The 12858-nt window shown below is 52.7% G+C and carries 11 protein-coding genes; 3 read left to right on the top strand and 8 right to left on the bottom strand.

All coding sequences use genetic code 11. From position 1 onward, the window contains the following. Window positions 1–206: 206 nt before the first annotated feature. The 8 genes from OGX96_RS15305 to syd all read right to left on the bottom strand — a co-directional run bounded on the left by OGX96_RS15305 (window position 207) and on the right by syd (window position 8589). Window positions 207–1349: a glycerate kinase gene (locus tag OGX96_RS15305; protein WP_286583522.1), complete on the bottom strand. Its 1143-nt coding sequence runs from the start codon at window positions 1347–1349 to the stop codon at window positions 207–209. An 82-nt stretch (window positions 1350–1431) separates the two neighbouring features. After that, window positions 1432–2772, bottom strand: coding sequence for a glucarate dehydratase (gene gudD, locus OGX96_RS15300; RefSeq protein ID WP_008785687.1), 1341 nt, complete (start codon window positions 2770–2772; stop codon window positions 1432–1434). 20 nt (window positions 2773–2792) lie between these two features. Continuing rightward, window positions 2793–4133, bottom strand: coding sequence for an enolase C-terminal domain-like protein (locus tag OGX96_RS15295; protein WP_048215648.1), 1341 nt, complete (start codon window positions 4131–4133; stop codon window positions 2793–2795). 2 nt (window positions 4134–4135) lie between these two features. Next, a complete protein-coding gene (gene gudP, locus OGX96_RS15290) occupies window positions 4136–5488 on the bottom strand; it encodes a galactarate/glucarate/glycerate transporter GudP (RefSeq protein WP_286583519.1) in 1353 nt (450 codons plus the stop codon). A 343-nt stretch (window positions 5489–5831) separates the two neighbouring features. After that, window positions 5832–6281: a flavodoxin gene (locus tag OGX96_RS15285; protein ID WP_284884476.1), complete on the bottom strand. Its 450-nt coding sequence runs from the start codon at window positions 6279–6281 to the stop codon at window positions 5832–5834. Window positions 6282–6300: 19 nt separating this feature from the next. Next, window positions 6301–7083 carry a tRNA pseudouridine(65) synthase TruC gene (truC, locus tag OGX96_RS15280; RefSeq protein ID WP_003825671.1) on the bottom strand — a complete coding sequence of 261 codons (783 nt, stop codon included), beginning with the start codon at window positions 7081–7083 and terminating at the stop codon, window positions 6301–6303. Beyond that, on the bottom strand, window positions 7083–7412 hold the full coding sequence (locus OGX96_RS15275) for a YqcC family protein (protein WP_003825670.1): 330 nt from the start codon (window positions 7410–7412) through the stop codon (window positions 7083–7085). Before OGX96_RS15275 ends, truC begins: the two co-directional genes overlap by 1 nt. A gap of 631 nt (window positions 7413–8043) precedes the next feature. After that, window positions 8044–8589: a SecY-interacting protein gene (gene syd, locus OGX96_RS15270; RefSeq protein WP_032944836.1), complete on the bottom strand. Its 546-nt coding sequence runs from the start codon at window positions 8587–8589 to the stop codon at window positions 8044–8046. Between the two features lie 68 nt (window positions 8590–8657). On the opposite strand from syd, the gene queF reads away from it, so the two are divergent. From queF to OGX96_RS15255, 3 genes are all read left to right on the top strand, one after another. Then, window positions 8658–9506 (top strand): NADPH-dependent 7-cyano-7-deazaguanine reductase QueF, encoded by an 849-nt coding sequence (gene queF, locus OGX96_RS15265; protein ID WP_003825665.1) that lies wholly within the window; start codon window positions 8658–8660, stop codon window positions 9504–9506. A gap of 113 nt (window positions 9507–9619) precedes the next feature. Beyond that, a complete protein-coding gene (gene ppnN, locus OGX96_RS15260) occupies window positions 9620–10984 on the top strand; it encodes a nucleotide 5'-monophosphate nucleosidase PpnN (protein ID WP_003034076.1) in 1365 nt (454 codons plus the stop codon). Between the two features lie 560 nt (window positions 10985–11544). Next, the gene (locus OGX96_RS15255; RefSeq protein WP_003034073.1) at window positions 11545–12834 is read left to right on the top strand and encodes an HAAAP family serine/threonine permease; all 1290 of its coding nucleotides are present in this window, start codon (window positions 11545–11547) and stop codon (window positions 12832–12834) included. Window positions 12835–12858: the final 24 nt, after the last annotated feature.

The following is a 12858-nucleotide window of genomic DNA, read 5'->3' as shown; positions in this document are numbered from 1 at the left end:
GGCCCGATAAGCGTCGCGCATCGGGCAGTAAACGCCTTATCCGGCCTACAGGTTTCACTGTTTACCGTAGAGCCGATAAGCGTCGTGCATCGGGCAGTAAACGCCTTATCCGGCCTACAGGTTTCGCTGTTTACCGTAGGCCCGATAAGCGTCGCGCATCGGGCACATCGCCGAATCCGGCGTAAACGCCTTATACGACCTACAACTCAGCGTAATTGCTGCCCTGCTTTGAGCGTTGCGGCTACGTTTCGCGCCGTCATTCGTACGTTGTCGCTCGCGTTCTTCAGCGCCTCATCCAGGGTACAGATGGTATAGATGACACTGAAAACCGCATCCAGCCCATGCTCGTGGACCACACCGACATCGGCCGTCAGGCTACCTGCGATACCGATAACCGGCTTGTTGTAACGCTTTGCGACCTTCGCCACGCCAACCGGAACCTTACCGTGAATGGTCTGACTATCAATGCGCCCTTCACCTGTGACCACTAAATCCGCATCCGCAACGCAGGCATCAAGGTGTAACGCATCGGTCACTATCTCAATACCGCAGCGTAACTGTGCGCCGCAAAACGCATACAGCGCCGCCCCCATACCACCCGCCGCACCACCACCGGCCAGATCCAGCACGTTGACGTCCAGATCGCGGGCAATAAGTCGCGCATAGTGCGTGAGCGCCCGATCCAGGCGGGTAATCATCTCCGGCGTCGCCCCTTTTTGCGGACCAAAAACCGCAGATGCGCCCTCTTTTCCAGTCAACGGGTTGGTCACATCGCAAGCAACTTCTATACGGCACCCGGCAAGACGGCTGTCTAACTGAGAAATATCAATCCGGGACAGAGATTCCAGACCGATTCCGCCTTGCACAATTTCGTTATTTTGCGCATCCAGCAGTTTTGCTCCCAGCGCTTGCACCATCCCGGCACCGCCATCATTGGTGGCGCTACCGCCAATCCCAATGATGATATGCTCAACGCCAGCGTCCAGCGCATGACGAATTAACTCCCCGGTTCCCCAGGATGTCGTTTTCAGCGGATCGCGTAAACCCACAGGAACCTGTTCCAGTCCGCTAGCGGCCGCCATTTCGATAAACGCCGAGCGCTCATCACCAGATAAACCATAAAATGCCTGAATTGTGTTGCCCAAAGGGCCGGTAACATCAACATGCACAAGGTGACCTTGCGTTGCGGCAACCATCGCTTCGGCCGTTCCTTCACCGCCATCTGCAACCGGAATCTTCACGTAATCCGCATCGGGCCAGATCTCACGAAACCCCAGCTCTATAGCCGTTGCCACCTCAAGCGCACTCAAACTTTCCTTATAGGAATCGGGTGCGATTACTATTTTCATAAAGCATCCTTACGCATGTTGATTATGTTAAGCATACACCAGGAGCAAAACCGCTCACTCTATAGGAGCGGTCCTGGATCACTTAGCGAACCATGCACGGACGCTTATTATCAAACGTCCAGTTCGGGATAAGATACTGCATACCCATCGCATCATCACGCGCACCCAGTCCATGTTGCTGGTACAGCTCATGCGCTTTCATGACCTGATCCATATCCAGCTCCACGCCCAGACCCGGTTTTGCCGGAACCTGCACCATGCCGCCTTTGATTTCAAACGGCTCTTTGGTCAAGCGCTGGTTGCCTTCCTGCCAGATCCAGTGGGTGTCGATAGCGGTTATTTTACCCGGAGCCGCCGCCGCGACATGCGTAAACATCGCCAGCGAAATATCAAAGTGATTGTTAGAGTGCGATCCCCAGGTCAGCCCGAACTCATGGCACATCTGCGCCACACGGACAGAACCCTGCATGGTCCAGAAGTGCGGGTCCGCCAGTGGGATATCCACAGACTGCAACGACAGCGTATGCCCCATCTGACGCCAGTCGGTGGCGATCATGTTGGTGGCGGTCGGCAGACCGGTGGCGCGGCGGAACTCCGCCATCACTTCACGACCAGAGAAGCCCTGCTCGGCACCGCACGGATCTTCCGCATAGGCCAGAGAACCCTTCAGATATTTGCCGATCTTAATCGCTTCATTTAGCGACCACGCGCCGTTCGGATCCAGCGTGACGCGGGCCTGCGGGAAGCGCTTCGCCAGCGCAACGATAGATTCTGCTTCCTCTTCCCCGGCCAGTACGCCGCCTTTCAGTTTAAAGTCGTTGAAACCATACTTCTCATACGCGGCTTCCGCCAGGCGCACTACCGCATCCGGGGTCATCGCTTCTTCATGACGCAGACGATACCAGTCGCATTTATCATCCGGCTGACTCTGGTACGGCAGCGGCGTTGCCTTACGGTTACCCACGAAGAACAGGTAACCCAACATTTCAACTTCACTACGCTGCTGGCCATCCCCCAGCAAAGAGGCGACGTTTACGCCCAGATGCTGACCTAACAGATCCAACATGGCCGCTTCGATCCCTGTAACCACATGAATAGTGGTACGTAAATCGAAGGTCTGCAAACCGCGACCGCCCGCATCACGATCGGCAAAAGTATTGCGTACTGCATTCAGCACATTTTTGTATTCACCTAACGTTTTGCCTACCACCAGCGGGATCGCATCTTCCAGCGTTTTGCGGATTTTTTCGCCGCCGGGAATTTCACCCACGCCAGTATGACCGGAGTTATCTTTAATAATCACAATATTGCGCGTGAAGAACGGAGCATGTGCGCCGCTCAGGTTCATCAGCATGCTGTCATGACCCGCAACCGGAATAACCTGCATAGAGGTAACCAATGGGGTAGAAAATTGTGCGCTCATAATTAAGTCCTTATTCAAAATTAGTGGCGGCCGAAAACGGGACGTTTACGGTCAAAAGTCCATCCGGGGATCAGATACTGCATTGGGCCTGCGTCATTACGCGCGCCACCGGGCAGCGCTTTATAGGCTTCATGTGCTTTCTGTACCTGATCCCAGTCCAGTTCCACGCCCAGACCGGGCGCATCGGGTACCGCAATTTTTCCGTTTTTAATCTCCAGCGGATTTTTGGTCAGGCGGCAATCGCCCTCCTGCCAGATCCAGTGGGTATCAATAGCCGTTGGATTACCCGGTGCTGCCGCACCAACGTGGGTAAACATCGCCAGCGAAATATCAAAATGATTGTTAGAATGGCAGCCCCAGGTCAGGCCCCAGTCATCGCATAACTGTGCCACGCGTACCGCGCCAGAAAGGGTCCAGAAGTGCGGATCGGCCAGCGGAATATCTACTGAATTCAGCATCACCGCATGGCCCATTTCACGCCAGTTGGTAGCTATCATGTTCGTTGCTACCGGCAGACCGGTTGCACGGCGGAACTCGGCCATCACTTCACGGCCAGAAAAACCCTGTTCAGCGCCGCATGGATCTTCGGCGTAGGTCAGAACATCGTTCAGCCCTTTACACAGGGAGATGGCTTCATCCAGCAGCCAGGCACCGTTGGGATCAACCGTAATACGCGCATCCGGGAAGCATTTTTTCAGCGCACGAGCGGTGTCGATTTCCTGCTCACCAGGCAGTACACCACCTTTGAGTTTGAAATCTTTAAAGCCGTAGCGATCCTGCGAAGCCTGAGCCAGACGCACCACAGCCTCACTGTTCATCGCTTGCTGATGACGCAGGTGATACCACTCATGGTTTCCCGGCGTACTTTCCAGATACGGTAAATCGGTCTTTGTGCGATCGCCCACGTAGAACAGATAACCGAGTACGGTGACCGCATCGCGCTGCTTGCCCGGCCCTAACAGTTCACAAACCGGCACGTTGAGCGCCTTGCCCAGCAGGTCGAGCAATGCGGCCTCCAGCGCCGCTACCGCATTGACCCGTAGTTCAAAGGTCCAGGCGCCTTTGCCAAAGGTGTCAAAATCAGCGGCCTGGTTGCCTTTATGCACCTGCTGCACCACCTTATTCAGGCGCGCCACTTCCTGGCCCAGCACCTGCGGAATCGCATCCACCAGCGTCTGATAAATCACTTCACCACCAGGCGCTTCACCGACACCGGTGTTTCCGGCATTATCGGTGAGCACCACGATATTACGAGTAAAGTATGCGTTATGCGCGCCGCCAATATTGAGCAGCATGCTGTCATGACCGGCCACCGGGATGACCTTCATATCGGTAATAACGGGACTCGATTGTGTTGTCATCATCATTGTCCTGCGACAAGTTTCAGTTCGATACGTTTAATATCGCCCACCAGCACCAGATAGCTCACCACCGCAATCAGCGCATGTACCCCGACGTAAATCAACGCGCCGTTAAACGAGCCGGTAGTCCCGACGATGTAGCCGATAGCAATTGGCGTGACGATGCCGGAGATGTTGCCAAACATGTTGAACAAACCGCCGCTCAGACCGCTGATCTCTTTAGGTGCGGTATCAGCCATCACTGCCCATCCCAGCGCACCGATACCTTTGCCGAAGAAGGCCAGCGCCATAAAGCCGATGATCATCCACTCCACATTGACGTAGTTACAGAACACCATCACCATCGACAGCAGCATACCGAGTACGATTGGCGTTTTACGGGCGATATTCAGCGAACCGGTACGGCGCATCAACCAGTCGGAAATAATGCCGCCGAGCACGCCGCCGGCGAATCCGCAAATGGCCGGAACCGAAGCAACAAAGCCAGCTTTCAAAATCGACATACCGCGAGCCTGCACCAGATAAACCGGGAACCAGGTGATAAAGAAGTAGGTCAGCGCGTTAATGCAGTACTGGCCGATGTAAATCCCGATCATCATCCGTGAACCCAGCAGCTGTTTGATTTGCCCCCACTTCACGCTAAACGGCACTTTTGTTTTGGCTGCCGCCTGATCCATGTTGATCAGCGCCCCACCTTCGGCAATGTACTCCAGCTCTTTTTGGTTTACGCCTGGATGCTGGTTAGGTTCATGAATCACCTTCAGCCAGACGAAGCTGATAACAATCCCAAGACCGCCCATAAAGAAGAACACGTGCGACCAACCCACTTCGTGGGTCAGCCAACCCATGATTGGCGCAAAGATAACAGTGGCAAAGTATTGCGCAGAGTTAAAGATAGCGACCGCTGTGCCCCTTTCCTGTGCCGGGAACCACGCCGCCACAATACGACTGTTGCCGGGGAAAGAGGGCGCTTCAGCTAAACCAACGAGGAAGCGCAAAGTAAACAGCGCAACGATAATGCCGAAACCACTGAAGATATCGACAAAACCCTGCAACAGGGTAAACATGGACCAAATAAAGATGGACCAGAAATAAACGCGTTTTGAACCAAAGCGGTCGAGCAACCAGCCGCCGGGGATCTGGCCGATAACATAGGCCCATGAGAAAGCGGAGAATACATACCCCATCCCTACCGCATCCAGACCAATGTCTTTGGCCATCTCCGAACCGGCAATGGATAAGGTGGCGCGATCGCCGTAGTTGAAGGATGTGACGATAAACAGCATCACCACTATCCAGTAGCGAGCGTTAGTGCGTTTTTCCGCGCTGCTCGCCGCCTGACTTAATGAACTCATTGTTGCACTCCTGAATCCTGGCTTTCGCCAGTTCATTCTGTACAGCACCTGTAGGGTGATCAGAATGAGAGGTTAGTGTGTGGCAGTGTTGGTACAGCTCAGGGCCGTTTTATTCTGACTCGCTGCCATTCCGGGAACTGACGGGAAAAGTATATGAAGGAGTGCCACTTGCCCTCACCGTGCATGAACACAACATTAGGGAGACAGTGAGAAGTTGTTTGGGGCATAAGCCCAAAGTAGTGGAAGTTAGTTCACGTAATTGGGGTTTTATTGCCGGGTGGTGGCTTCGCCTGGCCCGGCTTGCGGTTCAAATGGGGGTTGCATGCCCGTACGAGCGAGGGAGTTATTTAAGCAAGGTTCCCCAGTTTTCTACCCAGGGATTGGATTCGCTTTCCGGTTCAGGATGCTCGCTGGCATCAATCAGCAGCATTTCTCCTACACGGTGGGCGCTTTGTTCCTGCAACAGCGCATCGAACTGCTTGCCGCCATTGCAGAAATTAACGTAGCTACTGTCGCCCAGCCCAATTACCCCGTAATGCAGATTTGGCTGGAAACCGAGATTATCTTTGATCCCCTGAAACAGCGGCACGATGCTATCCGGCAGATCGCCCTGCCCGGTCGTGGAAGTCACTACCAGCACATATTTTTCCTGATATGCCTGCCAGTCGCTAAGCTCCGGATCTTCGAACACCGTAGCTTTATGACCCTGCGCCGTCAAAATAGCTTCGGCCTCTTCGGCAACCAGCAGCGCGTTTCCGTACATCGTGCCGACAAAAATTCCAATTTCCGCCATAACCGTAATCTCCTGGGACTTAAGAATCTATCTGCTCATCCTGACCTGACAGCCCGCTGAACTCAACCCTTTCATTCTCAGGGAGAAGTCCACGCCAGCCAAACTGTGATAACGCCTGCATCCAGACGTCATCCAGTCCGGCGCGAATAACCAGCGGTTCGCCGGTGAAAGGATGGGTCAGCGCAAGCTGGCTGGCATGCAGCATCAATCTCTGGCAACCGAAATGCTCTGCGGCGCTGCGGTTTTGCCGCAAATCACCGTGCTTGCTGTCACCGATAATCGGATGGCGCAAGTGCGCCAGATGGCGTCTGAGCTGGTGCTTGCGACCGGTTTTAGGATCCAGCTCCACCAGCCCGTAACGGGTAGTCGGATAACGCCCGGTCGCTACCGGCATTTCTACCGTTGCCAGGCCACGATAATGGGTGACAGCAGGCTGCGGGCCTTTATCATCGCGGGCAAACTTATCGGCAATCTTATCCAGCTCTTCGACCAGCGGGTAATCCAGCACGGCATCATCCATCAGCCAGCCACGCACAATCGCATGATAGCGTTTCTGAATTTGATGATGTTCAAACTGCTGGGACAGTAAACGCCCGGCTTCGCTGGACAGTCCCATCAGCAGCACACCGGAGGTTGGTCTGTCGAGTCGATGGGCGGTAAATACGTGCTGACCAATTTGGTCGCGCACCGTTTGCATCACCACCACTTTCTCATCCCGGTCGAGCCAACTGCGGTGAACCAACCAGCCCGAAGGTTTATTGACGGCGACCAGCCATTCGTCCTGATAAAGAATTTCCAGCATCAGGCGTTATCACTTGTAAACAGCGCATCCAGCTCCTGCAATGCCGCCAGAAGAATGTCGCGTTGCGGGTGATCGGCTGCCAGCGCCATTTCGTAATATGGTGCGACGGCAAAAGCCTGCGGAAGCGGCTGCGCGTTATCAATCAACGTATGCATGCGGGGAATCAACACCCACTGCAGCCACTCGACCGGTTCCATGGTATCCATACAAAAAGGCTGCGTACTGGTAAACAGATGCTCTGCTGGCTCATCCATCCGCCAGTGATGATGTTCACGCAGTAGCGCTTCAAGTGCGTGTAACTGCTGGCGCACACGGTCATGAGTCGTCATGAAATTAACCTCAATGATGAAAAATCTGGCGCGAAGAATAGCACTAGTGGAGGGAAATAAAAAAAGGGAGCACTGTAAAAACAGTGCTCCCGGTTCGTTTCGCAGCATTCCAGCTACTTTTAGTGCTCCCTGCTCATCCTTGACAACTTTTCCTGTGGTCTTGCGACCGTGTTCATCCTGAACTTTTGCATCCTGCTCACATCACCCCGATGTGAAAACTTCATCCTGAAGTATCCTGGCCATCCAGACCCGCCGAACATCCTGACCGGCTCTCATTCTCCATCCTGGAGGTGTCCTTTAACGCATCCAGCGTCTTCCTCTTTGCTTCGTCCTGAAGCCTGTCCTTGCAACACCGTCCTGGTGTGTCCTGGCGAAGAGCCATCATCCTGATGTTCTCTTCGTTGTGCGACTCCTTGTCGACAGATATAGAATCGCCTGTTTCGCTTTGTCTTACAAGATGCTTACAGGCTTACCCTTACGATTATTTTCGTATGAAAGTTGACAATAAAACACTAACCAATTGAATAATAATAAATTATTATTTTATCAATTCATTAAGTCTTTACTTATCACCTGGCAATGTCCTACAGGGTTTGTAAGAGATCTCTCACAAGATTCAGGGCAAACTGGATTACAGAACTGGCTTAAGTTGAGTGAGGAATTCCGCAAGTGAGGCCGCCAGCACCGTTCGTTTACGGGTTCCCAGCGTTTCTTTGCACACTTCACCGGACAGATTGCACACCGAAATGACGTCAAGCTCATTATCTTGTGTGGCAATAAAAAGCGTAGGTGATAGCTTGAGGCGCTTTTGCGTAACCAGATGACCAATCAGGTTTTCCTGAACGCGCCTGAAGTCATCTTCACTCCAGGTTTGCAGCAGCGTGAGCTTTTCATCCGCAAACTGCGCGTGCATATCACCAGCAAACTGGGTGGTGTAAAAAGCGTGAACGGCAGGTTGTACCACAATATCAAAGGCCCGTTCAACCGCATTGAGGTTATTTTCGCCGACAAAAGGTTGAGGCTGCCAAAATACCGCATCGTCTGTGGAAGAAATGATACACGGAGAAGGTACGCCATACAGCTCTTCGCTGAGCGGCCAACTGTTGTTTTTTTCATGCCATGCGTCGCAATAACGCGTCGTAAAGGCTATCAACGCCTGCGCTGTCAATTCGTCCACTGATTTCTCTCTTCACAAAAGCCAGGATACACTTGTCGCATAGTGTATCTGGTTTATGACGGTGAAACATGTCCTCTTATGAAAATCATCAGGCGCTTAACGGCCTGACACTCGGTAAATCAACGGATTACCGAGACAATTACGATGCAAGTCTGTTGCAGGGCGTTCCGCGCAGCCTGAATCGCGACCCGCTGGATTTAAAGGCCGATAACTTGCCTTTTCACGGTGCGGATATCTGGACGCTATATGAACTGTCGTGGCTGAATGCCAACGGCTTACCGCAAGTCGCGGTCGGTCACGTAGAACTGGATTACACCAGCGTAAATCTGATTGAGTCGAAAAGCTTTAAGCTTTACCTGAACAGTTTTAACCAGACGCGTTTTGATTCCTGGGACGCGGTACGCCAGACACTGGAAAACGATCTTCGCGCCTGCGCTCAGGGCGATGTCAGCGTGGCGCTGTACCGCCTTGACGAACTGGAAGGGCAGCCGATAGCCCACTTTAATGGGACCTGTATCGACAATCAGGATATCGTCATCGACAACTACCAGTTCAGCACTGCGTATCTGGAAAATGCCGTGAGCGGTGAAAAGGCAGTGGAAGAGACGCTGGTCAGCCACCTGCTGAAATCCAACTGTCTGATTACCCATCAGCCTGACTGGGGCTCCATACAAATTCAGTATCGTGGACGGAAAATCGACAGAGAGAAGCTGCTGCGTTATCTGGTCTCCTTCCGCCACCATAATGAATTTCATGAGCAGTGCGTGGAACGTATTTTCAATGACATTCTGCGCTTCTGCCAGCCAGAGAAACTGAGCGTCTACGCACGCTACACGCGACGTGGCGGTCTGGACATTAACCCATGGCGCACCAACACCGATTTCACTCCGGCAACCGGTCGTTTGGTACGTCAGTAATCTTTTTTCTCAATTTTGCGTGCCGGATTCCGCGCGCAAGGTTGTGAAAGGTCATAAGCCAGGGCTATTGTAATCAATAGGGAATGACGTGTTGCGTCCCATAAGGAGTTTACTTGATTACACATATTAGCCCGCTTGGCTCAATGGACATGTTGTCGCAGCTGGAAGTCGATATGCTTAAACGCACGGCCAGCAGCGACCTGTATCAACTGTTTCGTAACTGTTCGCTTGCCGTTCTGAACTCCGGCAGTTTGACCGACAACAGTAAAGAACTGCTGTCCCGCTTTGAAAGTTTCGATATTAACGTACTGCGCCGCGAACGGGGCGTGAAGCTGGAACTGATTAACCCACCTGAAGATGCGTTTGTTGATGGACGCATTATTCGTGCGCTACAGGCTAACCTGTTTGCCGTACTGCGCGACATTCTGTTCGTCAATGGACAGATCCATAACGCCGGTCGTTTTCAGCATCTGGATCTCGAAAGCTCGGTGCATATTACCAACCTCGTATTCTCGATCCTGCGTAATGCCCGGGCGCTGCACGTCGGTGAAGCGCCGAACATGGTCGTCTGCTGGGGCGGTCACTCAATCAACGAAAATGAGTACCTGTATGCCCGTCGCGTCGGCACCCAACTGGGTCTGCGCGAACTGAACATCTGTACCGGCTGCGGCCCGGGGGCGATGGAAGCGCCAATGAAAGGCGCTGCGGTCGGCCACGCCCAGCAGCGATACAAAGACAGCCGCTTTATTGGCATGACCGAACCGTCAATCATCGCCGCTGAACCGCCTAACCCGCTGGTAAACGAACTGATCATCATGCCGGACATTGAAAAACGTCTGGAAGCGTTCGTGCGTATCGCCCACGGTATTATCATCTTCCCGGGTGGCGTAGGGACAGCAGAAGAGCTGCTGTATCTGCTGGGGATCCTGATGAATCCGGCCAACAAAGATCAGGTTCTACCGCTGATCCTGACCGGACCAAAAGAGAGTGCGGATTACTTCCGCGTGCTGGACGAATTTATCGTGCACACGCTAGGGGAAGATGCGCGTCGCCACTATCGCATTATCATTGACGATGCGGCCGAAGTGGCGCGTCTGATGAAAAAAGCGATGCCGCTGGTGAAAGAAAACCGTCGCGACACAGGAGATGCATACAGCTTTAACTGGTCGATTCGTATCGCGCCCGATCTGCAGATGCCGTTCGAGCCGTCCCATGAAAACATGGCCAACCTGAAGCTGTACCCGGATCAACCCGTTGAAGTATTGGCCGCCGATTTACGTCGTGCATTCTCCGGTATTGTGGCAGGTAACGTGAAGGAAGTCGGGATCCGCGCTATTGAAGAGTTTGGCCCGTACAAAATCCACGGTGACCGCGAAATGATGCGCCGCATGGACGATCTCCTGCAGGGCTTTGTTGCACAACATCGTATGAAGTTACCGGGCACTGCGTACATCCCTTGCTACGAGATCTGCGCCTGACCTTCAACACCCGCTAGCAGCGCTATAGCGGTGACAGTTTTGTCCATATCAAAGCCGGGTTTGGCGCACTTGCCTCCCGGCTTTTTTTAGTGATACCAGTCACATAGCCCCGACAATCATATAAATACCAGTGATGATTCATTAAAAACAGCGCGTCACGCAAACGATTACCTTGAAAAACCAACCGTGATTTATCTTAGAAAATTATTATTAGTCGCCGAAATCATCTAAAAACAACAGTTTTTACAGCTGAACACGCCTATCTTCGCGCCTTCGCTTTCATGAGATATGTCGTTAATGTTAGCCTTCGCGCCCGTAAATTCGCTTTGACTATTTTTTAACAGATTAATGGCCCAAATTTATCCACATAAAAGGTGGATTATTGCATTTGGGATCCCGATCACTGATACATTCATTACTAAAATGTATCTTTCCGCCCGAAAATTATTACGGCGAAAAATTATATAAAAATCGCTCAACGAATTTCGATTTACAGTCGGGTACTTTCTCATTGGATTGACCCCAAACCCGACTTTTTAAGCTTCCTCCAGGAGAAATAGATGGAAAACACTCAAACCAGCACTATCGTTACGGGCCAGACCCGCAGCGCATGGCGCAAAACAGACACCATGTGGATGCTGGGCCTTTACGGCACGGCGATTGGGGCGGGTGTATTGTTCCTGCCGATTAACGCAGGCGTAGGCGGTATGATCCCGCTGATCATCATGGCGATCCTTGCCTTCCCAATGACCTTCTTTGCACACCGCGGTCTGACTCGCTTTGTGCTGTCCGGTAAAAATCCGGGTGAAGACATCACCGAAGTTGTAGAAGAACACTTTGGTGTTGGTGCAGGTAAACTGATTACCCTGCTCTACTTCTTCGCTATCTACCCGATTCTGTTGGTTTACAGCGTTGCAATCACCAACACGGTTGAAAGCTTCCTGACCCACCAGCTGGCAATTACGCCGCCGCCGCGCGCAATCCTGTCACTGATCCTGATTGTCGGCATGATGACCATCGTGCGCTTCGGTGAGCAGATGATCGTTAAGGCGATGAGCATCCTGGTATTCCCGTTTGTTGCGGCTCTGATGCTGCTGGCGCTGTACCTGATCCCTCAGTGGAGCGGTGCGATTCTGGAAACCATGTCATTTGACTCTGCGGCAACCACCGGCAACGGCCTGCTGTTGACCCTGTGGCTGGCAATTCCGGTAATGGTGTTCTCCTTCAACCACTCCCCGATCATCTCCTCCTTCGCCGTGGCGAAGCGTGAAGAGTACGGTGATGAAGCAGAGAAAAAATGCTCCAAGATTCTGGCATTCGCTCACATCATGATGGTTCTGACCGTTATGTTCTTCGTATTCAGCTGCGTATTCAGCCTGACTCCGGCAGACCTGGCAGCAGCGAAAGAGCAGAACATCTCGATTCTGTCTTACCTGGCGAACCACTTTAACGCGCCGATTATTGCCTGGATGGCACCGATCATCGCGATTATCGCTATCACCAAATCCTTCCTGGGCCACTACCTGGGCGCACGTGAAGGCTTCAATGGAATGGTGATTAAGTCTCTGCGTGGCAAAGGCAAATCCATCGAAATCAACAAACTGAACAAAATCACTGCTCTGTTCATGCTGGTAACCACCTGGATTGTGGCGACGCTGAACCCAAGCATCCTCGGCATGATTGAGACCCTGGGTGGCCCAATCATCGCGATGATTCTGTTCCTGATGCCGATGTATGCCATTCAGAAAGTACCGGCAATGCGTAAGTACAGCGGCCATATCAGCAACGTCTTCGTTGTGATTATGGGCCTGATCGCTATCTCCGCTATTTTCTACTCTCTGTTCAGTTAATTCCCCTGCGCCGCTCCTCGGGGC

This window comes from Citrobacter sp. Cpo100 (assembly GCF_030332595.1).
GTDB lineage: Bacteria > Pseudomonadota > Gammaproteobacteria > Enterobacterales > Enterobacteriaceae > Citrobacter > Citrobacter portucalensis.
The sequence above is the reverse complement of the archived record's forward strand: the minus strand, read 5'-3'. Positions and strand labels throughout refer to the sequence as shown.